The sequence below is a fragment of the Salinivibrio sp. AR647 genome (assembly GCF_001995415.1).
GTDB classification, from domain to species: domain Bacteria; phylum Pseudomonadota; class Gammaproteobacteria; order Enterobacterales; family Vibrionaceae; genus Salinivibrio; species Salinivibrio costicola.
In genome coordinates this window covers 24,472-48,531 of sequence record NZ_MUFE01000011.1, presented here as the reverse complement: position 1 = coordinate 48,531, position 24,060 = coordinate 24,472, and the positions used below count along the sequence as shown (strand labels likewise).

19 protein-coding genes are annotated in these 24,060 nt (G+C 50.3%); 11 read left to right on the top strand and 8 right to left on the bottom strand.

All coding sequences use genetic code 11. The features are described 5' to 3' along the window. The first annotated feature begins 189 nt into the window (after positions 1-189). A complete protein-coding gene (polA, locus tag BZG76_RS13030) occupies positions 190-2,940 on the top strand; it encodes a DNA polymerase I (RefSeq protein ID WP_077461684.1) in 2,751 nt (916 codons plus the stop codon). Positions 2,941-3,139: 199 nt separating this feature from the next. Beyond that, positions 3,140-3,187, top strand: a complete 48-nt coding sequence (locus BZG76_RS15680; RefSeq protein ID WP_438616993.1) for a hypothetical protein — start codon at positions 3,140-3,142, stop codon at positions 3,185-3,187. Between the two features lie 333 nt (positions 3,188-3,520). Here the strand turns inward: BZG76_RS15680 and yihA are convergent, their stop codons facing one another. Then, on the bottom strand, positions 3,521-4,165 hold the full coding sequence (gene yihA, locus BZG76_RS13025) for a ribosome biogenesis GTP-binding protein YihA/YsxC (RefSeq protein WP_021022591.1): 645 nt from the start codon (positions 4,163-4,165) through the stop codon (positions 3,521-3,523). Between the two features lie 149 nt (positions 4,166-4,314). Between yihA and BZG76_RS13020 the strand changes: the two genes are divergently transcribed. From BZG76_RS13020 to hemN, 5 genes are all read left to right on the top strand, one after another. Continuing rightward, on the top strand, positions 4,315-4,932 hold the full coding sequence (locus BZG76_RS13020; RefSeq protein ID WP_077461683.1) for a c-type cytochrome: 618 nt from the start codon (positions 4,315-4,317) through the stop codon (positions 4,930-4,932). Positions 4,933-5,603: 671 nt separating this feature from the next. Then, positions 5,604-6,248, top strand: coding sequence for a class I SAM-dependent methyltransferase (locus BZG76_RS13015; protein ID WP_021022589.1), 645 nt, complete (start codon positions 5,604-5,606; stop codon positions 6,246-6,248). After that, the gene (gene yihI / locus BZG76_RS13010; RefSeq protein WP_077461682.1) at positions 6,245-6,733 is read left to right on the top strand and encodes a Der GTPase-activating protein YihI; all 489 of its coding nucleotides are present in this window, start codon (positions 6,245-6,247) and stop codon (positions 6,731-6,733) included. The genes BZG76_RS13015 and yihI overlap by 4 nt, the downstream gene beginning before the upstream one ends. Positions 6,734-6,746: 13 nt before the next feature. Next, complete coding sequence (locus BZG76_RS13005) at positions 6,747-7,241, top strand: DUF2489 domain-containing protein (RefSeq protein ID WP_077461681.1); 495 nt, start codon at positions 6,747-6,749, stop codon at positions 7,239-7,241. 199 nt (positions 7,242-7,440) lie between these two features. After that, positions 7,441-8,814, top strand: coding sequence for an oxygen-independent coproporphyrinogen III oxidase (gene hemN, locus BZG76_RS13000; RefSeq protein WP_077461680.1), 1,374 nt, complete (start codon positions 7,441-7,443; stop codon positions 8,812-8,814). A 47-nt stretch (positions 8,815-8,861) separates the two neighbouring features. Here hemN and add read toward each other — a convergent pair whose 3' ends face one another. The 6 genes from add to glnA all read right to left on the bottom strand — a co-directional run bounded on the left by add (position 8,862) and on the right by glnA (position 17,339). Beyond that, positions 8,862-9,863 carry an adenosine deaminase gene (gene add / locus BZG76_RS12995; protein WP_077461679.1) on the bottom strand — a complete coding sequence of 334 codons (1,002 nt, stop codon included), beginning with the start codon at positions 9,861-9,863 and terminating at the stop codon, positions 8,862-8,864. 85 nt (positions 9,864-9,948) lie between these two features. After that, positions 9,949-12,495: a bifunctional diguanylate cyclase/phosphodiesterase gene (locus BZG76_RS12990; protein WP_198532350.1), complete on the bottom strand. Its 2,547-nt coding sequence runs from the start codon at positions 12,493-12,495 to the stop codon at positions 9,949-9,951. Between the two features lie 135 nt (positions 12,496-12,630). Beyond that, entirely contained in the window at positions 12,631-14,040 is a 1,410-nt protein-coding gene (gene glnG / locus BZG76_RS12985) for a nitrogen regulation protein NR(I) (RefSeq protein ID WP_077461677.1), read from the bottom strand. Beyond that, complete coding sequence (gene glnL, locus BZG76_RS12980; RefSeq protein ID WP_077461676.1) at positions 14,033-15,097, bottom strand: nitrogen regulation protein NR(II); 1,065 nt, start codon at positions 15,095-15,097, stop codon at positions 14,033-14,035. The genes glnG and glnL overlap by 8 nt, the downstream gene beginning before the upstream one ends. Before the next feature lie 109 nt (positions 15,098-15,206). Beyond that, a complete protein-coding gene (locus BZG76_RS12975) occupies positions 15,207-15,743 on the bottom strand; it encodes a DUF4124 domain-containing protein (RefSeq protein ID WP_158009993.1) in 537 nt (178 codons plus the stop codon). A gap of 186 nt (positions 15,744-15,929) precedes the next feature. Continuing rightward, on the bottom strand, positions 15,930-17,339 hold the full coding sequence (gene glnA, locus BZG76_RS12970) for a glutamate--ammonia ligase (RefSeq protein WP_077461674.1): 1,410 nt from the start codon (positions 17,337-17,339) through the stop codon (positions 15,930-15,932). A 532-nt stretch (positions 17,340-17,871) separates the two neighbouring features. Between glnA and typA the strand changes: the two genes are divergently transcribed. The 4 genes from typA (at position 17,872) to BZG76_RS12950 (ending at position 22,191) form a co-directional block, all read left to right on the top strand. Beyond that, positions 17,872-19,698 carry a translational GTPase TypA gene (gene typA / locus BZG76_RS12965; RefSeq protein WP_077461673.1) on the top strand — a complete coding sequence of 609 codons (1,827 nt, stop codon included), beginning with the start codon at positions 17,872-17,874 and terminating at the stop codon, positions 19,696-19,698. 146 nt (positions 19,699-19,844) lie between these two features. After that, a complete protein-coding gene (locus tag BZG76_RS12960; protein WP_021022576.1) occupies positions 19,845-20,813 on the top strand; it encodes a virulence factor BrkB family protein in 969 nt (322 codons plus the stop codon). Beyond that, positions 20,785-21,219: a D-aminoacyl-tRNA deacylase gene (dtd, locus tag BZG76_RS12955; protein ID WP_077461672.1), complete on the top strand. Its 435-nt coding sequence runs from the start codon at positions 20,785-20,787 to the stop codon at positions 21,217-21,219. Before BZG76_RS12960 ends, dtd begins: the two co-directional genes overlap by 29 nt. A gap of 27 nt (positions 21,220-21,246) precedes the next feature. Continuing rightward, a complete protein-coding gene (locus BZG76_RS12950) occupies positions 21,247-22,191 on the top strand; it encodes a bifunctional GNAT family N-acetyltransferase/hotdog fold thioesterase (protein ID WP_021022574.1) in 945 nt (314 codons plus the stop codon). On the opposite strand, the gene BZG76_RS12945 is transcribed toward BZG76_RS12950, so the two are convergent. Continuing rightward, positions 22,188-24,029: an AsmA family protein gene (locus BZG76_RS12945; protein ID WP_077461671.1), complete on the bottom strand. Its 1,842-nt coding sequence runs from the start codon at positions 24,027-24,029 to the stop codon at positions 22,188-22,190. The two genes, BZG76_RS12950 and BZG76_RS12945, sit on opposite strands and share 4 nt — an antisense overlap. Between the last annotated feature and the right edge of the window lie 31 nt (positions 24,030-24,060).

The following is a 24,060-nucleotide window of genomic DNA, read 5'->3' as shown; positions in this document are numbered from 1 at the left end:
TGTTTGATTATTAAAGGTTAAAAATTTATTTTTCTTCTCTATTTAGACAAGCCAAAAACCCTATAAAATATTTACCAACAAAGTTATCCACAGATAGACGACGCGATGGGAAAAACCATGGTTAACAGGGGTCACGACTCGTGGCATGCTTAACGACTAACGTGTTTAACTGGCAATCAAGATACTGATATGGCAACTCTTCCCGATAACCCCCTCATCCTGGTGGATGGATCCTCTTATCTTTACCGGGCTTACCATGCGTCACCCAGCCTCACCAATAGTGAAGGTGAGCCGACGGGTGCGGTCTATGGTGTGGTGAATATGCTGCGCAGTTTATTGCGCCAATACCCGCATTCTCATGTCGCGGTGATTTTTGATGCCAAAGGGAAGACGTTCCGCGATGACATGTACGAACAGTACAAAGCGAATCGTCCACCGATGCCAGATGATTTACGTGGGCAAATAGCCCCCCTGCATAAGATTATTAAAGCAATGGGGTTGCCTTTACTTGCGGTAGAGGGGGTCGAAGCCGATGACGTTATCGGCACACTGGCCACTCAGGCCTCACAAGCCGGAATGCCGGTACTGATCAGCACCGGCGACAAAGATATGGCTCAATTAGTGGACGAGCATGTCACCTTAATCAACACCATGACTAATGTGGTGATGGACCCGGATGCGGTGCGTGATAAGTATGGCTTTGGTCCTGAGCATATTATTGATTATCTCGCGCTGATGGGGGATAAAGTCGATAACATTCCTGGCGTGCCGGGGGTGGGCGATAAAACTGCGACGGCGTTGATTGCCAACCTCGGCGGCTTGGATGATATCTACGCCAATCTGGATAAAATTGCTGAGCTGAGCTTCCGCGGCGCCAAGAGCATGGCAAAAAAGCTAACGGACAATAAAGAGGGCGCCTATCTTTCCTATCAGTTGGCTACTATCAAATTAGATGTGGCGCTTGATTTCACCCCGCAACAATTGATTAAGCAAGCACCTGATAATGATACTTTGGTAGCCATGTACCGCGATTTACAGTTCCGTCGTTGGCTAAAAGAGCTCGACGAGGGAGATGCGCCAGAGGAATCAACCTCTGATGAGCCTTTATCGCAGGCAGTCAGTATCGATCGTGATCATTATCAAACCGTACTCACGCGCGAGTCACTGGAAACATGGTTAGAGAAAATTCGTCAAGCTGACGTGGTGGCGGTGGATACGGAAACCGATAGCCTTAACTATATGGAAGCCAATCTGGTTGGTATTTCATTTGCGGTCGCGCCAGGCGAAGCGGCTTATGTACCGGTGGCCCATGATTACCTCGAAGCGCCTGAGCAGCTATCGCTGGAAGATGTGATCACTGTATTGCGTCCTTGGCTGGAAGATCCCTCAGCGGCGAAAGTCGGCCAAAATCTAAAGTATGATGCCAGTGTTTTTGCGCGTCACGGAATCACCTTAAAAGGGATAGCCTACGACACCATGCTGGAGTCGTACGTGTACAACAGTGTCGCGGGACGCCATGACATGGACAGCCTCGCTGAGCGCTACTTGCAGCACACCTGCATTAGTTTCGAAGACATTGCCGGGAAAGGCAAAAAACAACTGACCTTTAACCAAGTCCCCCTTGAGCAAGCGGCACCTTATGCCGCGGAAGATGCTGACATTACGCTACGGTTACATCAGTATTTGATTGGACGAGTCACCAGTGACGAAAAGTTAAAAACCATTTTTGAGTTTTATGAAATGCCATTAGTCAGTGTGCTATCGCGCATGGAACGTCATGGTGTGTTAATTGACAAAGACAAGTTGGCGACGCAATCAGAAGCGCTGCATACCCGTTTGATTGAACTTGAGCGTGAAGCCTTTGAGATTGCCGGCGAAGAGTTTAACTTAAGCTCGCCGAAGCAATTACAGGCGATTTTATTTGAGAAAATGGGTCTGCCTGTGGTCAAGAAAACCCCGTCAGGTAGCCCGTCGACCAATGAAGAAGTGCTGCAAGAGCTCTCGCTCGATTACCCGTTGCCTGCGCGTATCTTGGAGTATCGTGGCCTTGCGAAACTCAAATCAACCTACACGGATAAACTGCCACGCATGATCAATGCACAAACGGGCCGCGTGCATACCTCGTATCATCAAGCGGTCACAGCCACTGGGCGTTTATCGTCAACCGATCCAAACTTACAGAATATCCCGATTCGGAACGAGCAGGGTCGCCGTATTCGTGAAGCCTTCACCGCGGAACCGGATCATACGATTTTAGCGGTGGATTACTCGCAGATCGAATTGCGGATTATGGCGCACCTATCCGGTGATAAAGCCTTGTTAGAAGCGTTCCGTGAGGGCAAAGATATTCACGCGGCCACGGCGGCGGAAGTGATGGGGGTGAGTCTTGATGAGGTCACCAGTGAGCAGCGTCGCCGCGCCAAAGCGATCAACTTTGGTTTGATTTATGGTATGAGTGCCTTTGGCCTCTCACGCCAGCTTGGTATTGGTCGCCATGAAGCGCAAACCTACATGGACACCTACTTCGATCGTTATCCAGGCGTGAGAGCATATATGGATAGCACCCGTGAGCAAGCCGCAGAAAAAGGTTATGTGGAGACTATCTTTGGCCGTCGTTTGTACTTACCTGAAATAAAATCACGCAATGGCATGCGTCGCAAAGGAGCCGAACGTGCGGCTATCAACGCGCCGATGCAAGGTACCGCCGCCGATATTATTAAGCGTGCAATGATATTGGTTGATCAGTGGATTCAGGCCAACGCCGCGGATGACGCGCGTCTGGTGATGCAAGTTCACGATGAGCTGGTGTTGGAAGTAAAAACGTCATCTATGTCCAAAGTTGAAAGCCAAGTACGAAAATTGATGGAGTCGGCGGCTGTACTTGATGTGCCCTTAATCGCTGAGGCAGGATTTGGCGATAACTGGGGAGAAGCCCACTAAGTTTACGGTTTTTATCTATATATCGACCTTTTAGTATAAAGAGCCGAATGCGAATTCGGCTTTTTTTTTGTTTAGTATCCAACTGATCTATGGTGGTTTTCGTTCTTTTTTGTGTATTTTTATGAAAAAAAATTACGTAATATACTTTTCAAGGCTGGGTGATTGATATACAGTTATCAGCGTAGGGTACAGAGGTAAGATGTTCTATCTTTCAGACCTTTTGTTTCACGTTATTGGATTTGGCTGATTCAGCAGCCCCAGTCAGGATACTGACTGGGGCTTTTTTTATTGGTTGATATGCCGCGACGCGAGCAGCCCTGCCACTGCCTTTTTAACTATTTTCAGCTGTGTTGATCCTGTATTCCAAAAAATTAGAGCAATTACTTTAATTTTGCTGGGAAACCTGGTTATAATACGCACAGCTTCTTGTTCTTTATGTGTTTACAGGGTCTGATTCAGATCACGCACGCACAAAGATTCGCCGACCCTCGATGAGGGTCGGCTTTTTTTTAGCTTTCGTCTTTTAGCGCCAGATCCGTGAGGGAAGACGTTGTGCCTCCCTTACGCCGATAAAAGGCGATTACTCGCTAGGCAGTGGTTGCTCTTCGGCAAGCAATGGCGGCGTGGTGTGATACCAGGCATCCAGTTTTTGACGTAATTTATCCACGCCAATGCCCTTGAGTGACGAATACAATTCGACCTCGACATCGCCGCAAAATGCCAGCGACGCTTCTCGAATCTTCATTAATTGCTGTTTACGTGCACCGGTTTTAAGCTTGTCCGCTTTGGTCAGTAACACTAAAACGGGCAATTTTGACTCAACGGCCCAATAAATCAGCTGCTGATCCAAGTCTTTCATCGGGTGGCGAATATCCATCAACACCACTAATCCGCCAAGTTGATCACGTTTTTGTAAATATTCTCCCAGCGATCGCTGCCATTTCTCTTTCATTTCTAGAGGGACTTGGGCATAACCATAGCCAGGGAGGTCGACAATATGGCAACCCTCGTCCACCTTAAATAGGTTAATCAATTGTGTCCGACCGGGGGTTTTACTGGTTTTCGCTAGGCTCTTTTGGTCACATAGACGGTTAAGGGAGCTAGATTTACCGGCGTTTGAGCGGCCAGCAAAAGCGATTTCGATTCCTGTATTATCAGGAAGATGGCGGATGTCTGGTGCGCTAGTAACAAACTGGGTGTTACGGTAATTAAGTGATTGCTCCACTGTTAACTCCGTCTCGTCTTGGTGTAGTAGACTGATTACTTTTGTGTGAATTTGTGTAAAATAACCGTGCTCGGTTTTTGATCGGTAATTGTACCATGACGGTAACTAAGTAGTGGTACTGGAAGCTTGATAATTATAAACGGAATGTCATGAAGAAATTAGCGCTAATATTGACTCTCCTGGCCAGCACTTCAGTCTGGGCCCAAGGAGATGCTGAAGCGGGCAAAGCCAAATCCAATACCTGTGCCGCCTGTCACGGTGCTGACGGTAACAGTGTTTTGCCTGATTACCCAAACTTGGCGGGTCAGCACGCCAACTACATTGAAAAGCAGTTGAAGGAATTTAAGCTTGGCGCGCAAAGCGGCGGTGAGCAAGGGCGATACAACGCGGTGATGGCTGGCATGGTGGCTCCTTTATCGGAGCAGGACATGGCTGACCTGGCTGCTTATTACGCAACGCTCACGCCCAAGCCTGGCACAACCCCCGAAGGCGCGGTTGAAATTGGCCGCCAACTCTACATGGCGGGCGATGCAGAGCGAGGCATTGCGGCGTGTGTCGCTTGTCACGGTCCACGCGGTAATGGCACCCCCTCTTCTGGTTTCCCGAAAATTTCTGGCCAGCCCGCAAACTACTTGGCGAGTCAGTTGAAGATGTTCCGTGCAGAGGAACGTCATAATGATATGAATAACATGATGCGATCGGTGGCTGCCAAGCTCACTGACGAGGAAATTGATGCGCTGTCGAGCTATCTCGGTGGTCTGCATTAATTACCGAGCGTGACAGCAAAAGCGGTTGTGAATAACGCAGCCGCTTTTTGTTTCCTTCCTCTTCCTCTTCCTCTTCTTATCACTGCTTTGCGATTTGCTTGCATGGTGTTAGCGCTGATAACGACAAGTGCGTTATCGGGTGTAAGATATTTGCTATTTTACGGCGAGAAAATCGCGATATCGATTGAAAGATAAAATAAAAAATACTATATATTCAATCACTTAATACGCACATTTCTTTTTTAAACAGGATTTTTTTGTTTGGCATGCTAGGCAAATTAAGTGATTAGGATACGCTATCATCATCAACCGGACGTTGACGCCAAGAATAGGCCAACCGGCTAAGGAAAGCTTTTCACACCAGGAAGGTGTTGCCACAGGATGTGAACTCGCCAAGGTCGGCATGCAAGGATAGTCTCGCACAGGATGTGATGTGGATGTTATGACGACAAGGACGCAGGATGCGACCGTTAGGCAGGTAAGCCAACCACACTAACAGGATGTTAAAACCAAGGCGTAAAACGCTATTGAGCAGGGATGAAAGACGTACCAGGACGGACGACACCCGCTTATATCGCCAAGGCGATACCGCGACAGGCATTATGCCTGTCGCTTTTTTATTGACCCACTTTCTGCTACATTCGCGCCAGCTTTTGGCATAGACGAATAACATGCAGCACTGCCCTTTATGTGAGCATACCCAGACTCACCCTTACCATACCGATAAGCGCCGCGCCTATTTTCAATGTACGCGTTGTGATTTGGTGTTTGTTGATCGCCAGGCACTGCTGGCACCGCACGATGAGAAAGCCATTTATGACTTGCACCAAAATCATCCTGATGATGCGGGTTATCAGCGCTTCTTATCGCGGTTGGCCACCCCGTTACTTGCGCGGTTAGCTGAATCGCCACGCAACGGCCTAGATTTTGGTTGTGGTCCGGGGCCGGTGCTTGCAAACATGCTGCGTGACGCGGGACATTCAATCGCCTGCTATGATCCCTTCTATGCCCCTGATACACAGGTGTTGGCGCGTGGTTACGATTTTATCACCTGCACCGAAGCGATTGAGCACTTTTATCACCCCGCCGAGCAGTGGACACAATGGCTATCCATGCTAAAGCCGGGTGGGTATCTGGGGATCATGACCAAGCTGGTCCAGGATCCAGCGGCATTTTCACGCTGGCACTATAAGAATGACCTGACTCATGTCAGCTTTTTTAGCCGCCAAACGTTTCAATTTCTAGCTGCTCAAGCTGGCTTCGAACTGACCTTTTTGGGCAACGATGTAATATTAATGAGGAAACCATTGTTATGACTCGTAAAAAGAAAACGCGCCGCACAGGATCGGAAGGCCCGGCGCAATACGTAGATAAAAACCAGACCGAGCAAGATCGAATTGCTCGCATGCTGAAAAAGCAGAAAAAACGGAAAGGAAAAAAAGCAGGATCGCGTCATTCTGAAGAAAGTGATGTGCAAACGCATCGTCGCGGCGGCAAGAAAGACCCACGGATTGGCAGTAAAAAACCGATTCCATTGGGGCCTGAAGCTGCGAAACCGAAACAATCCACGTTGACCCCTGCGCAAGAGCTGGAAAAGCTCGAGCAAGACCCGCAACTGAATGTCTTACTCGATCGCATCGAAAACGGTGAAAAGCTCGGGGCAGGGCTGCAAAACTATGTCGATGAAAAACTCGATCGCATTGAAGTGCTGATGGATAAGCTAGGGTTGCTGAGCGACGAGGATACACCGGAGGATGATGAAAGCGATCTGCTTGCCAAATTTGAGCAACAGAACGATTAAAGAGGAGTAGCAGGTGCAGGACGGGATCTGGATACTAGCAGGACTAGGCGCGCTGATTATTTTAGCGTTATCGGTATACGCCGGGACTTTGCTGGCAAGACTCAAGCGGCAGACGGCGCTGCAAGCGGAGATGGAAGAGGCGGCGATAAAAAAGCGGAATGATAAAATCATTGAAAGCGTTGATGTGATTGCGTTCGCAGCCTTGAAAGATCAATGTGATTTGTCCGAGGCGGCGATTCGTCTTTATATGATTATGGATCACCTCCAAGGGGAAAAGCGGGTTGAATTTGATAGCCGCTACCCTGCGTTATTTGAACTTTACGAGGCGGTCAAAGACACCCCACGAGGTGATGCCAGGAAAACCCTTAAAAAGAACGAACGGATGCGGTTGGACTTTGATCGTGCCAAGCATGAAGCGCGACTCGAGCAGGCGATAAAAGCCGAGTTGGCCGAGATTTTGGCCTTTACGGGTGGCCGGCATATCCCTGATCATATTTTGACCCACTAAGTGTACCTGCTTGGAATGCGGCTGCTCGCAGCGGCATTCCTTTATTATTTTGGCACAATACCCTTATAATTATTAGGCGAAAATCGATCTCGCCGACACTTTCACCATATCAATGCGGGTAGTGCTAAACACCTGACTTAAGGCTGTGGCACACTACACTTTGTTCTCCTTTCCTAAGCGCCTTTGCGGAATGTAAGCCATGTCATCACCACAAATCATTTGGGATCAAGCCTTGATCAATAAGTATAATTATTCAGGGCCCCGCTATACCTCGTACCCCACCGCGCTTGAATTCCATGAGGCATTTACGCCTGCGGAATTTGATATGGCATGTAGCCAGTATCCTGAGCGGCCGTTGTCGTTGTATGTGCATATCCCATTTTGTCACAAGCTCTGCTATTACTGCGGCTGCAACAAAGTGGTGACCCGGCATCAACATAAGGCGGATGAGTATCTGGATGCCTTGGAACATGAAATTCGCCAGCGTGCATTCTTACTGGGCGCCCGTCGGGTTACTCAATTGCACTGGGGAGGCGGTACACCCACCTTTCTCACCAAAGCACAGATCTCGCGTCTAATGGGGTTACTGCGCCAAGAGTTCCAGTTTGAAGACGATGCGGAAATCAGTATCGAGGTGGACCCACGTGAAATCCCGCTGGATATGCTCGATCATCTGCGCAGTGAAGGGTTTAATCGCATCAGTATTGGCGTGCAGGACTTTGATAAAAAAGTGCAGCAGCTGGTCAACCGAGAGCAAGATGAAGACTTTATTCACGCATTGGTTGCACGTGCGCGAGAGCTTGGCTTTCGCTCCACCAATCTTGATTTGATTTATGGTTTACCCAGCCAAACACCCGAGGGATTTTCCAACACGCTAGAGCAAGTGCTCACCATGCGCCCTGGGCGGCTATCAGTGTTTAACTATGCCCATTTACCTAATTTATTCGCCGCCCAGCGGAAAATAGACGAGAATGCCTTACCGTCACCCGACGCCAAGCTCACCATGCTGCAAGAAACCATTAACACGCTAACGGCGGCGGGGTACCAATTTATTGGTATGGACCACTTTGCGTTGCCCGATGATGAGCTGGCGGTTGCGCAACGTGAGGGACGCTTGCATCGTAATTTTCAAGGCTACACCACCCAGGGTGACTGTGACTTATTAGGATTGGGTGTGTCGGCGATTTCGATGATTGGTGATTGTTACGCGCAAAATCAAAAAGAGATGAAGCGGTATTATCACCAAGTGGATGCGGAGCGACATGCCTTATTTAAAGGCGTCATGTTGGAGCGCGATGATCGTATTCGCCGCGATGTGATTAAAGCCTTGATGTGTAACTTTACCCTTGAGAAGGCGGTGATCGCCGCACGTTATCAGATTGATTTTGACCGTTACTTTGCTGACGATCTCAAGTTGCTACAGTGTTTTATTGACGACGATTTGGTCCGTGTTACCGACCAGACCATCAGCGTGACCAAAACCGGTCGGATGCTGATCCGTAATATCTGTATGAGTTTTGATATTTATTTACGGGATAGGGCGCGACAACAACAGTTCTCACGGGTGATTTAAACAAAAAAACCGCCAAATGGCGGTTTTTTTATAACACCCACAGCCCATTAGCGGGCCGCAGCTTTGGCTATTAGCGCCGCTTTCTCATGGTCAGACAAGAAGGCAATGGTTAGGCCATTTTCTTGTAGTGTGTTGATTTGTGTAGCGGTTAAGCCCGCGGCTGGGGCCGCGACTTCATATTCATAGGGCAGCTCGATGCCTTCCACGGCTGGATCGTCGGTATTTAACGATGCCAGAATACCGTGGTCGAGGAATTGGCGCACCGGATGCTGTGCGAGATCAGCAATGGTACTGGTCTGAATATTCGAGGTTAGGCAGGATTCAATCCCGATACGGTGCTTGGCTAAATAGTCCATTAAAGCGGGGTCTTCAATCGCTTTCACGCCATGGCCAATACGGGTCGCGCCTAGCTCGTTAATCGCCTGCCACATACTCTCAGCGCCCGCAGCCTCACCAGCGTGAACCGTCACTTGCAAATCACTGGCTCGAACTTTGGCAAAATGTTCGGTGAATTGGTCTCCGGGCTGCCCCAGTTCGTCACCGGCTAAATCGATGGCAACCAGTTGCGATTTCTGTGTCAGTAGTGCATCCAACTCGGCCATACAGGCTTGGGTGCCGAAAGTACGGCTCATGATGCCAATCAGGTTGGTTTTCACGCCAAAGTCACGGCTGCCGGCCTGCACGCCATCGACGACGGCTTCCACCACGCCTTCGAGGGGCAGTTGATGTTTCATCGCCATGTAGTAGGGCGAAAATCGTAGTTCGGCATAGTCGATGTGTGCATTTAGGGCATCCTCGACGTTTTCATACGCCACGCGCCGTACCGCGTCGAGATCCCCGAGTACTGCCACACCCCAATCAAGTTTTGAGAGAAACGCGACCAAATCAGGCGCGGTATCAACCACCTGTACATGGGGGCGCAGGCTTTCAATGTCATGTGCCGGCAGCGGCATCGAAAACTGCTGACCAAGCTCTAAAATCGTATTGATGCGGATGTTGCCATCGAGGTGACGGTGTAGGTCCGTTAAAGGAAAATCGTGTCTCATCATCGTTGGTTCCCAGCCGGTGAGTTGGCGCTCAGTATAGCGACTGTGGCGCCATGCGTCAGCTGTCGAAGCGCGTAGGACGTGAGCCTTATCGCGTTGGCAATTTATCCGTTACCCGTTCTGTTGGTTGTTCGGCCAAGGGTAGGGGCCTGGCGAACAAGAACCCTTGCGCATAATGGCAACCAATTTCACGTAACCTAGCCGCCTCTTCTTTGGTTTCAATGCCTTCAGCGACCAAGTGGACATCCATGCCTCGGGTCATGGCAACCACGGCTTCAATGATCCTTTGGTTGGTGCTGTTTTCGGTCATCGAATGGACGAAGCTACGGTCGATTTTTAGGCTATCGAAAGCCATCTGATGTAAATAGGCCAATGAAGAATAGCCCGTACCAAAGTCGTCAATCGCAATTTTAATCCCAAGGGCGCGGATTTTAGTGAGCCCAGAGGTCGCGAGATGCTCATGGCTCATCAACTGTGACTCAGTGATCTCTAAGGTTAAATTCTCGGGCGGAAGTTGTGTGCGTGTGAGCACTTGCTCCAACTTGTCGATAAAGTCAGCCGATAATAACTGTCGTGCTGATAAGTTGACATGTAATTGGAAATGGGCAGGCCATCGTCCGGCTTCAATTTGTGCGACCGTATCAAAAGCGGCTTGTTCAAGCACTTGCATGCCGATTTGGTTGATTAAACCGCTTTGTTCGGCGACCGGAATGAACTCTGCTGGGGACACCATGCCACGGCTGGGGCTTTCCCAGCGCACTAAGGCTTCTGCGCCACAGAAATAGCCATCGCTTAAGCGCACGAAAGGTTGATAGAACACGACGAATTCATGATGCTGAACGGCATGATGAAGCTCAAGCAGGAGCCGAGACTGTTCTTGCACCCGAGCTTGCATACTGGCTTCAAAATAGACATACATCGCCGCATCACTGCGCTTGGCTTCACTGAGAGCCAACCCTGCGTGTTGGAGGCTTTCATGAATGGCATCCCCGTAGGTATAACCGAACACCACCCCGGCACAAGCATCCACCAGGACATCGTCGTTACCGATAGTGACTGGGCGGTTAAACAGACTCAGTAGTTGACTCACTAGCGCTTCTGACTGGGTTCGGTTAGTGGTGTGGGGCGCCAGGACTGCAAATTCATCACCGCGAACGCGTGCGATTAGCATACTGGAGCCATCGGCTAAATCGGTTAATCGTTGTGCGATGGCACATAGCAGCACATCACCGCCGTCTTGACCTAGGCTATCGTTAATATCTCGAAAGCCATTGACCCCTAAAATCGCCAAGGTATTCGGTGACCGATAACGCAGCCCGGCGGCTTGTTCGATCAAGCCTTCGCGCGTATACAACTGGGTTAAGTTATCTTGGCGGACTTGCTGACGTAAGCGGTTGAATGACTCTTGCATTTTGCCGGACATGTTATTAAACGCGTCTTTTAATATCGCAATCTCCCGCAGGTTGGCAGGGGTGTTAATTCGATAGGTGAGATTGCCTGAGGCGAGCTTTGCCGCCGCCTCTGCGGTGTCACGCAAGGGCCGAGTGAGTTGGCGAATAATTAAATAAACAATCACCAAGCCAATTACCGATATTGCGATCACTAAATAAATACTGATTTCTTGTTGGCTTAACAAGCTTTCGAGAAGCAGCTGATCAGGCAGGGCGGCCACCACATACCATTGATGCTGAAAAGGCGGCGGTAAGGCGATTTTTTTGACGGTGCCATAGAAGTGACCCTGTTTTTCATGGATGTCGAAATGAAACGATTTGCCGAGCTTTTCAGGTTCAGGAGGCCAATCAGCCGATATCTCATTGATGGTGGCGTTGAGTACTGAGTTATTGGTGATATTAGGGAAGTGTAAAATGTTGCTAGGACTGCTGTTGCCGCTATGGGCGATCATCCTGCCTTCGTCATCGACAATAAAAAGCGCGCCGCCGAGTTTTTGCTGGCGCTCACTGAGAAAGCGATTAAAGGCGTTCAGCTTGATATCGCTGGCGACCACCCCCCAGACCTCGCCACTAACCTGCACGGGCGCAATGGCAGAGAGTGATACTTCGCCGATTTCATCAGCATCGAGGTATATATCGGTCCAGCGTGGTTGTTCGCGGTTAAAGGCTGGAATATACCAGGGGCGAACACGAGGATCATAGTGGCTGTCTTGGTAAACAATATTGGCGTTTAACGTTCGACCGTCGAAGATGCGTAATGCGCCTTGTGTGGCATCACTTCGCTCCATCAAAATCGACTGGCCTGCTTGATTTTTGCGATAGCCAAAATAATCGCCGTTCGCATCAACGCCAATGCTGAGCACTTGCATGTATGGCATGGCTTGATAAAGCGACGTGTGACTACTGAGTAAATAGTCTCGCAAGCCTTTATTGTTGATGGGGGCGGCTTGGAGGCGAGCGGCGAGACGCTCAGCGACAAATACGTTGGCGTTAAACGGGTGCTGAAGATACTGGCGTAAGTCTAATTCAATCCCTTGAGAGTAATCGTCCAGCAGTAACTTACCGACAAACTGAGAGCTGGTGCGGTAGTGGTTGTTAATGGTCAGAATGATCACAATCAAGGTGAACGTGAGCACGAGAAACACGGGGAGCATTACAGCGGCTCGAATCGACAATGGGCGCATGTTTCTCATCAGAACAACAACATCACTTTTCTCATCAACTAAACACCATTGAAGTTAACACGATCAACGGTTTTTACTTCAATCTCTTTACTTAAATTTAGCAGAGGTTCAAATTGTGTTAGTTTTAATATTGCGTTAGTGCTCAATATTAAGCTCTTTCAGCTTGCGTGTCAGTGTATTACGTCCCCATCCTAAAATTTTCGCGGCTTCTTGCTTATGCCCATGAGTATGTTGCAACGCTGATTGTAGGAGTATTCGCTCCACGTTAGGCAATGCTTGTTGCAAAATGCCATGCTGCCCCTGAGTGATTGCGTCCTGAGCCCATTGAGTGAGTGCATCCTGCCAGTCTTTCGCTTCACTGTCGGTCACAGACAATGGCTGATTGACCAATTCGCGCGGTAAATCACCGGGGAGTACTTCTTTACTGCTGGCCATCACCGTGAGCCAGCGGCAGGTGTTTTCCAGCTGACGCACATTGCCAGGCCACGGAAGCTGACTCATCATGGCTTCGGTGTCCGGGTGAAGTTGTTTGGCCTCGACATCTAACTCTTTAGCCGCGCGGGCCAAAAAGTGTTGGCACAGTTGCGGGATGTCCTGGCGCCTGTCCTTGAGTGATGGAAGGTGGACGCGAATCACATTTAAGCGATGGAATAAGTCCTCTCGGAATGTACCATTGGTGACAAGGCGCTCTAAATCTTGGTGGGTCGCGGCAATAATACGGACATCCACATCGACGGCTGCGTGGCCACCCACGCGATAGAATTGACCATCGGCGAGCACGCGTAGCAAACGCGTTTGCACATCCAACGGCATGTCACCAATTTCATCTAAAAATAAGGTGCCGCCATTGGCTTGCTCAAACCGTCCTTGGCGAACGGCATTGGCTCCGGTAAATGCGCCTTTCTCATGCCCAAACAGCTCTGACTCGATCAAATCTTTTGGGATTGCTGCCATGTTCAGGGCAATAAAGGCTTGCTCTGAACGCGGACTATGGCGGTGAAGCGCTTGGGCGACTAACTCCTTGCCGGTGCCGGACTCACCGTTGATTAACACCGAAATGGATGAGCGCGATAACCGACCGATGGCGCGAAACACTTCTTGCATCGCCGGGGCTTCGCCAATGATTTCTGGCGTTTGTGCTTGTGGTTGCGTCGCCGTTTGCTGCTTTTGCTGTTCTTTAACGTGGGCTAACGCGCGCTCAACCAAGGCTAAGGCTTCGTCAATATCGAAAGGTTTTGGCAGGTACTCAAACGCGCCTTCTTTATAGGCATTAACCGCGGCATCTAAATCAGAGTGGGCGGTCATGATAATGACGGGTAAGCCTGGGTGTTGTGCTTGCACCACATTGAGCAGAGCAAGCCCATCGCTGCCTGGCATGCGAATGTCTGACACTAAAACGTCGGGGGTGCGCTCGTGCAACGCACTCATTACACTTTCAGCATCGCAAAATGTATCGCACGTGAGGCCCGCGGCACTCAGTGTTCGCTCCATCACCCAACGAATCGAGCTGTCATCATCCACGACCCAAATGGTCCCTTTACTCATGCGGTCTATCCTTTTCAATAATGGGTAATTGGATAGTGAAGCAGGTATGGCCCGGCCAGCTATTCACTTCAATTTTGCCCTGGTGTTGATCGATTAAGTGGTGGGTAATGGCCAGTCCGAGTCCGTTACCATCCGCTTTGCTGGTGACCATCGGATAGAACAAGGTATCTTGTAAGTGAGGGGCGATACCTGGGCCATTGTCGATGATTTCTATCTGGGCCACGACACGATGGCGTTGACCATGAATCACGGTTTGAAAACCGGTGCGGGTGCGCAGTGTGAGGCGTGCATCCTCTTGGCCACTCACCGCGTCGGCGGCATTGGTGACGACGTTGAGGATCGCCTGCTCAAGCTGCTCTGGATCCATATCAAAATCAGGCAAACTGGGATCATAGTCGCGCACAATATGCAACCCGTCATGATGATCAAGGCTGACCAGTTGACGGACTTTCTCCAAGACCACGTGTATATTTTGCCGTTGGCGTAATCCCGGGCGCTGCGGTCCAAGCAAGCGGTCGACTAAATTTCTTAAGCGGTCCGCTTGCTCGATAATGATTTGGGTATACTCCGCGAGGCTGGCATCGGGTAGCATTTTTTCCAGTAGCTGTGCCGCCCCGCGCAATCCGCCTAGCGGGTTTTTTATTTCATGAGCCAAGCCACGCACCAGTTCTTTTGCTGCTTGTTGTTGCGCTTTTTGGGTCAGCTCCTTGCTGATCCTTTGTTGCTGGCTCACGACGTTGACTTCAAGTAACAGACGGCCCTCATCCTCGGCGTCAAATAAGGGGCTTGCACTGAGTTGTACTTTTTGTGGTTGTCCATCAACCACCCAAGTGACATCACTATCCGTTAAACTTTGCCCTGCCTGAGTGGCGCTGGCTATGTGCGCCCAGTCAACACTGGCATGCTGAATTTGCTGTGTGAGGGGTTGCTGGCGCAAGCGCCTAGCACTTTGATGCATTAGCTGTTCTGCTGCTGCATTAACGTATTCAATACGCCATTGGCTGTCTACCACAATGATGGCGGTAAGCAGATGATCAAACAGTTGAGCTGGCGTCATCCGTGTCGCGTCCTTGTTTGCACTAGTTTGGTGCATTGAGTGTAATCGAGATCCTTGCATGATGCAGCCGGTACCACTGAGTTTGTGATGGTTTAGGTGCCGTGGTCGGTTAATCTTGGCGTCGATGGCGTTGATTAACGTGCGCGCGGTGTAAATACACGTGATGTATCGATGAGGATGCAATTACCTTGCCGCTTTCGAGGTATTGGACTTGAATCTGATGGGTGCCACGATCAATGGGCGCCAGCCGCCAATCCAGCTGTCGCTGTGATGCGTTTAAGCTAATGGTTGGGGGAGACGCAACGGGCTGGCCGTCTAAGACGAGCCGTGTTTGCTCGGCGGGGATGGAGAGCGGTGACACCGTGGCTGTCACGGATAGCTCGCCGGGATTACTGCGTAATGTTGCGCCATCATTGGGCGATACAAGGGTGAGTGTCACCGATTTGGGTGGTGTCAGGGCTGGCGCAGGCTGCTCAGTCGAAGACGAAGAGGCATCGTAGAGAGAGGGCGAAGACGTTAGGGATGCATACGGCCTAACGTGGTGCGGGCGCGCCGGAGGTTGGTCGCTAAAATGCACCTGGCCGTTGTCATCGGTCCACTGATAGAGCATGCCGGCATGGCTGCTAAAAGCCAATGTCAGTAACATAGCGCCTAGTAAAAGAGCTCCTCGCGAAAGAGCTCCTCGCCAACGAGCACCTAACTCACGCATCACAGCCCCCTAGGTTTGCGTGATCCCCTGCGGAGCATTGTAAGTGGGTACATACAGTCGCCAAGCATAAAAAAGCCCACCTGCGAGGTGGGCTACATTTTAAATGTTCAGCGTGACGAGTCGTTACACCGAGTAGTAAAGCTCAAACTCAACTGGGTGCGTTGTCATTTGAATACGCTCAACATCTTCGCTTTTCAGTTTGATGTATGAGTCGATAAAGTCGTCTGAGAACACGCCACCTGCGGTCAAGAATTCGCGGTCAGCATCCAGCGCCTGTAGAGCCTCTTTAAGGGACTCCGCTACCGTCGGAATTTCTGCCGCTTCTTCAGCCGGGAGATCATACAAGTCTTTGTCCATGGCATCGCCTGGATGAATCTTGTTTTTGATACCGTCAAGGCCGGCCATCAGCATCGAAGCAAAGCACAAATAAGGGTTCGCGGTTGGATCGGCAAAACGGAGCTCAATACGGCGCGCTTTCGGGCTAGGCACCACTGGGATACGAATTGACGCAGAGCGGTTACGCGCAGAATAAGCCAGCATGACCGGCGCTTCAAACCCAGGAACCAGGCGCTTATACGAGTTGGTTGACGCGTTGGCAAAGGCGTTAATGGCCCGTGCGTGCTTAATCACACCACCAATGTAATAAAGTGCTGTTTCAGATAGGCCACCGTATTTATCACCTGCAAAGAGGTTTTGACCATCTTTGGCCAGTGATTGGTGAACGTGCATGCCTGAGCCATTATCGCCCACCAGTGGTTTCGGCATAAAGGTCGCCGTCTTACCAAAGGCGTGTGCGACGTTGTGCACCACATATTTATAGATCTGAATTTCGTCCGCTTTAGTGGTCAAGGTGTTAAAGCGGGTCGCAATTTCGTTTTGGCCAGCCGTTGCCACTTCATGGTGGTGCGCTTCAACCACTAAGCCCATCTCTTCCATGACCAATGACATGGCCGAGCGAATATCTTGTGACGAATCGACCGGTGCAACCGGGAAATAGCCACCTTTAACGCCTGGACGGTGGCCTTTGTTACCGCCTTCCAGTGCGGTGCCTGAGTTCCAGCTCGCTTCGACGTCATCGATTTTGTAAAAAGAGCCGGCCATATCGGTGGCGAATTTCACGTCATCAAAGAGGAAAAACTCGGGTTCAGGCCCAATCAGAACGGTATCTGCGATCCCCGTTGAGCGCATGAAATCTTCAGCGCGTTTAGCAATGGAACGTGGGTCACGATCATACCCTTGCATGGTAGACGGCTCTAGAATATCACAGCGAATATTCAAGGTGCTTTCTTCGGTAAAGGGATCAAGCACGGCCGAACTTGCATCTGGCATCATGACCATGTCTGATTCGTTGATCCCTTTCCAGCCCGCCACGGATGAACCATCAAACATTTTGCCTTCTTCAAAGAAGTCATCGTCCACTTGATGAGAGGGGATGGAAACATGCTGCTCTTTACCTTTGGTATCGGTAAAGCGCAGGTCGATGAATTTCACCTCGTTTTCTTGGATAAGTGCGAGCACATTTTCTACTGACATGTGAAATAACCTCCGGTGTCAAATTAGGTAAATAGCGAGTTGGCTCCTTGCTGCATGACAAAGCGAAAACTGTGCCAACAATTTAAAACCACGCCATAGCAGGCTCGGCGGGTAAAAATGCCGCTCAGTGCTCGTCAAACGAGAGCGGGTTGCACCATTATTGTGCGCATATGCTCAATCATAGTGCAAGGGGGCGAAGGTGGTGCAGATGTTTGTGCACGACATGGGTGCAACCCCATCCCCCTCTTCTTTTTAGCAGACAATCGGTATTGAGAGTGTGGGCCGTCTTTAAAAATTCATGTTTGCTCGAAGACCGGTGAATCCTTGTATTTGCTTAACAAATGACCAACTAGACAGCAGTCAAGCCACTTTGATGGTGAGCTGATTCACAGAATAAGGTGGGTTTTGCGACAAAATCTGGTACATTACGGCCGTTTTTTTAATCAGATGGTGGCCCCGTCGTGCTAGTATACGCTGTCTCAGCGTGTCAGGTTCGACACGCGCCGCGTCTAACGAGTGAAAAAGAGAGTCCATGACCAAAATACAAACAGATAAATTAAGAAATATCGCCATTATTGCCCACGTTGACCACGGTAAAACCACGCTAGTGGATAAGCTGCTTCAGCAATCCGGTACGCTAGCTTCCCGCGGTGAGGTGGAAGAGCGTGTCATGGACTCAAATGATATTGAGAAAGAGCGTGGCATCACCATTTTGGCGAAAAACACCGCCATTAACTGGAATGATTATCGAATTAACATCGTTGATACCCCAGGGCACGCCGATTTCGGTGGTGAAGTCGAGCGTATCATGTCGATGGTTGATTCGGTCTTATTGGTGGTTGATGCCGTTGATGGTCCGATGCCACAAACCCGCTTTGTGACCCAAAAAGCCTTTGCTCACGGTCTGAAGCCGATTTTGGTTATCAACAAAATTGACCGTCCGGGTGCACGCCCTGACTGGGTGATGGATCAAGTTTTCGATCTGTTTGACACCTTGGGTGCTACGGACGAACAGCTAGACTTCCAAGTGGTTTACGCATCAGCGCTAAACGGTTGGGCGAGCCTAGATGAAGCGACCGAAGGCGACGATATGGAGCCGTTGTTCAACGCGATCGTGGATAACGTTGATGCGCCTGACGTCGACATTACTACACCATTGCAAATGCAAGTGTCTCAGCTTGATTATAACGCCTATGTCGGTGTTATCGGCGTTGGCCGTATTACACGTGGCTCGGTGAAACCGAACCAGCAAGTGACCATCATCAGTGCCGATGGCAGCAAGCGCAATGGCAAGGTAGGTAGCGTCTTGGGTTACCTCGGCCTTGACCGTACTGATGTCGATGAAGCCTCAGCGGGTGACATTATTGCTATTACGGGTCTGGGCGAACTTAAGATTTCAGACACTATCTGTGATCCAAGCAACGTTGAAGCGCTCCCCGCACTGACCGTTGATGAGCCAACCGTGACCATGACGTTCCAAGTCAACACCTCGCCGTTCGCCGGCCTAGAAGGTAAGTACGTGACGTCACGTAATATCCTTGAGCGTTTGCAAAAAGAGCTGGTCCACAACGTGGCGCTGCGTGTTGAAGAGACCGAGAACCCGGATAAATTCCGTGTATCAGGTCGTGGCGAATTGCACTTGTCGATCCTTATCGAGAATATGCGTCGCGAAGGCTTTGAGCTTGCCGTCTCTCGCCCTGAAGTGATCATCAAAGAAGAAAACGGTGAGAAATTTGAACCGTTTGAAACCGTGACCATTGACGTACTCGAAGAGCACCAAGGTGGCATCATGGAAAGCATCGGTCTGCGTAAAGGCGAGTTGAGCAACATGCTCCCAGATGGTAAAGGCCGTGTACGCATGGACTTTGTGATGCCATCACGGGGCTTGATTGGTTTCCAAACCGAGTTCTTAACCCTGACCTCTGGTTCGGGCCTGATTTATCATACCTTTGACCATTACGGTAAGTATAAAGGCGGTGATATTGGTCAGCGTGTCAATGGTGTATTGATCTCTAACGCTGCAGGTAAGGCACTGACTTATGCCTTGTTTAACCTACAAGGCCGCGGTCGCTTGTTTGCTGAACACGGTGATGAAGTGTACGAAGGTCAAGTTATCGGTATTCATAACCGCGCCAATGACTTGACGGTTAACTGCTTGAAAGGTAAGCAATTGACTAACGTGCGTGCCTCGGGTACCGATGAGGCGCAGGTACTGAGCCCGGCGATCAAGTATACCTTGGAGCAAGCGCTTGAGTTTATTGATGACGATGAGCTGGTTGAAGTTACGCCAGAAAGCATCCGTATTCGTAAAAAGCTGTTGACTGAGACAGACCGCAAGCGCGCTGGCCGTAAAGGTTAATCGCGTTATATCATCATGTGACTGAGTCACCAGATTCTGTCCCAAGATTAAAGGCACCGTTAGGTGCCTTTTTTTGATCGCAGCGAGCGAGAAGCAAATCATGTACACTCATTACGCGTAAAACGGCACAAGATAAAGGTGGAAGGATGCGCATAATTGGGACGCTAAATCAGAAAACGTGGCGTGACAGCCGTAATTGGTTGAAAGCGATGCTCACGCATTTGTGGCAGCGTATGGGCGAAGACAGGCTCACGGTGAGTGCCGGTTATATGGCGTATGTCACGTTGCTTTCTTTGGTCCCCTTAGTCACTGTCGTGTTGTCTGCTTTTTCGAGTTTCCCGGGATTTTCTCAAGTGGGTGATACCTTACAAACATTTGTGATCAATAATTTTGTTCCCGCCGCCGGTGAGGTGGTGGCACGTTATCTCAACCAATTTGTTGCTAACGCCGGTAAGATGACCGCTGTTGGGGTCAGTTTTTTGTTTGTGGTCGCGATTATGCTGATCTCGGCGATCGACAAAAGTTTGAACCACACGTTTAAAATTCAGACCAAACGGCCGATGATGATTGCGTTCTCAATCTATTGGATGGTGCTCACGTTAGGGCCTATTTTGATTGGTACTAGCATCGCGCTGAGCTCTTACTTAACGTCTTTGTCGTTATTACAGACAGGGCTGGCGAATGATTTGTTTACCACCTTACTCCGAATCCTGCCTTTTCTTTTAACCACGCTCACCTTTATGGGATTATATACCCTGGTACCCAATACTCGCGTGCGCCTTCGCCATGCCTTGGTCGGTGCGGCTGTGGCGAGTGTGTTATTTGAGCTAAGTAAAAAAGTATTCGCGCTATATGTTGCCCACTTTCCCTCGTATCAATTAATTTACGGCGCCCTGGCCGTGGTGCCCATTCTGTTTGTGTGGGTGTATTTTAGCTGGTGTATTGTATTATTCGGCGCACAAGTTACCGCGACTTTAAGAGAGTCGGAGACTTGGTGGCCAAGTGGCACCTCGCCAGCGGTTAACAATCAGTCAGCCGGTTTGGCTGAGCCATCCCATCCTTTAATCAATCAAGCGGAGGCGCCTTATGATTGCCCTAATTCAACGCGTGAGTGAAGCCAATGTCACTGTCGACGGTGAGATCCTCGGTGCGATAGGGAAAGGGCTGGTGGTGCTTCTGGGCGTCGAAAAGGGCGATACCGATGCGGATGCCGCGAAACTGGCGCATAAAGTCAGAGGTTATCGTGTGTTTGAAGACGATAATGGCAAAATGAATCTCAATGTGTCGCAGCACGGCGGTGAATTGTTGGTGATATCGCAGTTTACCCTGGCTGCCGACACAAAAAAGGGAATGCGTCCGAGCTTCTCGGGGACATCGCCTGATGAAGCAGAACGTTTGTATACGGTATTTTGTCAGGATTGCCAGCGTGCAGGGTTAAAAACGCAAACGGGTCAATTCGCCGCCGACATGAAAGTAAGCCTCGTGAATGATGGCCCTGTGACTTTCTGGCTTCAGGTATAACCACGCGCCTCACAAGGAGAGACAGGCATGTTTAGAATCGTTACCCCGCGTACAGAACAAGAGCTAGCGCGTTATTATGACTTTCGTTATCGGATGTTAAGAGAGCCATGGCATGCGCCGCGTGGTTCAGAGCGCGATGCGTATGATGTTAATGCGTGCCATCGTATGATCGTAGACAGTGATGACGCGCCGGTCGCGATTGGACGCTTGTACTTAACCCCAGACAATGACGGCCAAATCCGATATATGGCGGTGTCACCAGATTATCGTAATCGTGGTTTAGGAGCCTTAGTGCTCATGGCGTTAGAGTCGTTGGCGCGGGAAGAGGGCGCTAAACGTCTGGTGTGCAGTGCGCGTGAAGAGGCGGTGAGCTTTTATGCGCAACACGATTTCCTCCGTCAGGGCGATCTGAGTGACGAGCGAGGACCGATACGTCATCAGCAGATGGTTAAACCCTTGGATCCGTTATCGGATGTGGTTCGCCGTCCCGAGTGGTGCACCGAGCTTCAGCAGCGTTGGCAAGCACACATTCCGATTAGCGACAAAATGGGGGTCAAAATTAGCCAGTTCACTGGCTACAGCTTTGAAGTGAGCGCCAATTTAAACGCCAATTTAAACCCTCGCCAAACCATGTTTGCGGGCAGTATTTTCAGCCTTGCGACGTTAACCGGTTGGGGCATGGTATGGCTATTGATGAAAGAGCGCCAACTCAGCGCGGATATTGTCCTAGCGGATAGCCATATTCGCTACCGTCGTCCGGTTGCAGAGCGGCCTCGGGCGAGTGTGTCACTCGATAACCTTAGTGGCGAGCTCGATCGATTAGAAAACGGACGCCGTGCCCGTGTGACGTTAGAAGTCGATTTTTTCAGTGGTGATGAAAAAGCCGGTGTGTTTACCGGCACCTATGTCCTGCTCCCCTCGGATGATGGCGCTACCGCACAACCTGCCCCTCAGTTGGCCTTGTTACGCTAACGAATGCGTGGGGCGTCCGTGCGATAAATCGGCCACTGGATGGATAAGCGTGTCTCGCCTTGCAGTGCGCCGGTCAGTTGGCCGCGATCAGCATCAATGGATAAAGTCTCAAACGGGAAAGTCTGTTGTTTGTCCTTCTTGGGGCTTGGCGGTTGCAGCCAAGCGCTTATTTGTGTGGCCCAATTTGTGTCGGAGTCTGCATGGGTTTTTGCCTCTAAGAAGGTGATATCCATCTCGCCATTGAGCCCCACATTGAAGCTTTCTCGATCCGCTGCCAGCCCTGACCACTTTGCCTCAATATCATGAAACCCTGTCAGGGGGAGGGGCCAATCAAACCAGTCTTGATAGACAGAGAGCGGAATTTGTAACCCATCCACAAGCAGTGACCATGGTTGACTAGGGGCGCTTAAGTCCCAGGCGCCCGATACAGCCAGTTGGCCATCAGGGAAGCCCAGTAATAGCTGCTGGAGGGTTAATTTCCCTTGATCGGCATCGAGGCGCAAATAGGGCTCAGCCAGCCAATGCTGATTGATGCTGGCGTGGCTTGCGCTGGCGGTCAAACTGCCATCGGTTAAGCGCCATTGTTTGAACGGGGATAGCTGCAATGCGCGTCCATTAACATCAATGCCACTGATTTTGATAGGAAACTGCGGCGATAAGGCCAGCCATTGATTATGTTTCAGTGATAAGTCGTCAATGAACAGTGTCTCCGGCCACTCCGGGAGTGCCGCCATCAGCGGAGAAAGCATTGCGTGACTGAGTGTCAGGTTATTGGCTTGTAGCTTATCAATCTGCCAATGACGCTTAGAAAAGTGTCCGGATAGCCCGACAAATCCTTCTTGCCATTGACTGGTCAACTGATGGATCACCCAGCTTTCGCCGTGACGTTCAATATCCCCAAGCGGTTGATCCCAAGTCTGCGTGTGCCAGCGGATATAGTCAGCGTTGAATGATGCACGTAGCTTAGGCTGTTGCCACCAAGGCGTCTTTGGCGCAATGGTGATGTGCTCGGCCGATAAGGTGAGGCCATTCACCGAAAACTGTTCGGTTTCGGCACTGAGTTGGCGAATATCAGTGCGGTCGATGGTTAACGTGGTTGTGTGGGGCCATTGCAATAAGGCGTTGGACACGCGTTGATACGTGTCTTCCCCGTCGATAATGACATCGTTCAGGGTTAACTGGGTTAAGGCGAGCGCACCTGGCTGCCAATGGCCTTGGGTGCTGATCGCGGCACCTTGCCACTCAAAAGACACGCCGCGGAATTGCCAACCGTTAGGCGTTGGTGTGGCATCGACTAAAAGTCGGGAGGCTTGTAGCCCATGCCAGTCGACTTGTTTGGCCTCCCATTGCGCGCGGCCGCGAACTGATCCTAAGGGGGCTTGTCCTTTGTGCCAATCATCGAGCTGAGCGCTGACTTGCTGCGCTTGCCAGCCTTGTCCTTGCAGGGAAAGATCATTAAAAAGGACACGACCAATGGTAAGCGTCGCCGGTAGCATATCGAGAGACGTTATGGCCCGATCGGTCAAGTCAAGGCTTAGACCGTCAATCCTTACCCATTGCAGGTGAGACCATCGTTCGACAGAGAACTGTACACGCGCCGTATTGGCCTGCCAGTGTTGATGGCCATATTGGTAATTCGGTTGCGTCAGAGTGAGGTGAAGCGGGCGTTGCCAGTGATAGTCCACTTGTTCTGCCGTTAAGGTGCCTGGCAGTATAGGGGTGATAAGGGCAGTGAAAACCTGGGTGGCGTGTCGCGTATGGAGCAACACGAAAATCACTGACAGTGAGATTATGATTAGGATAAAAAAGCTGGCAAAGAGTTTGGCCAGGATGCGCATGAATGAATCCTATCAGGCAACGAGTAGCAGT

Bases quoted from the DNA above. Each gene is read 5' to 3' on its own strand.
- polA (WP_077461684.1), top strand. From the start codon at position 190: ATGGCAACTCTTCCCGATAACCCCCTCATCCTGGTGGATGGATCCTCT.
- BZG76_RS13020 (WP_077461683.1), top strand. From the start codon at position 4,315: ATGAAGAAATTAGCGCTAATATTGACTCTCCTGGCCAGCACTTCAGTC.
- BZG76_RS13015 (WP_021022589.1), top strand. From the start codon at position 5,604: ATGCAGCACTGCCCTTTATGTGAGCATACCCAGACTCACCCTTACCAT.
- yihI (WP_077461682.1), top strand. From the start codon at position 6,245: ATGACTCGTAAAAAGAAAACGCGCCGCACAGGATCGGAAGGCCCGGCG.
- hemN (WP_077461680.1), top strand. From the start codon at position 7,441: ATGTCATCACCACAAATCATTTGGGATCAAGCCTTGATCAATAAGTAT.
- add (WP_077461679.1), bottom strand. From the start codon at position 9,863: ATGATGAGACACGATTTTCCTTTAACGGACCTACACCGTCACCTCGAT.
- BZG76_RS12990 (WP_198532350.1), bottom strand. From the start codon at position 12,495: ATGCGCCCATTGTCGATTCGAGCCGCTGTAATGCTCCCCGTGTTTCTC.
- glnG (WP_077461677.1), bottom strand. From the start codon at position 14,040: ATGAGTAAAGGGACCATTTGGGTCGTGGATGATGACAGCTCGATTCGT.
- glnL (WP_077461676.1), bottom strand. From the start codon at position 15,097: ATGACGCCAGCTCAACTGTTTGATCATCTGCTTACCGCCATCATTGTG.
- BZG76_RS12975 (WP_158009993.1), bottom strand. From the start codon at position 15,743: ATGTTACTGACATTGGCTTTTAGCAGCCATGCCGGCATGCTCTATCAG.
- glnA (WP_077461674.1), bottom strand. From the start codon at position 17,339: ATGTCAGTAGAAAATGTGCTCGCACTTATCCAAGAAAACGAGGTGAAA.
- typA (WP_077461673.1), top strand. From the start codon at position 17,872: ATGACCAAAATACAAACAGATAAATTAAGAAATATCGCCATTATTGCC.
- BZG76_RS12960 (WP_021022576.1), top strand. From the start codon at position 19,845: ATGCGCATAATTGGGACGCTAAATCAGAAAACGTGGCGTGACAGCCGT.
- dtd (WP_077461672.1), top strand. From the start codon at position 20,785: ATGATTGCCCTAATTCAACGCGTGAGTGAAGCCAATGTCACTGTCGAC.
- BZG76_RS12950 (WP_021022574.1), top strand. From the start codon at position 21,247: ATGTTTAGAATCGTTACCCCGCGTACAGAACAAGAGCTAGCGCGTTAT.
- BZG76_RS12945 (WP_077461671.1), bottom strand. From the start codon at position 24,029: ATGCGCATCCTGGCCAAACTCTTTGCCAGCTTTTTTATCCTAATCATA.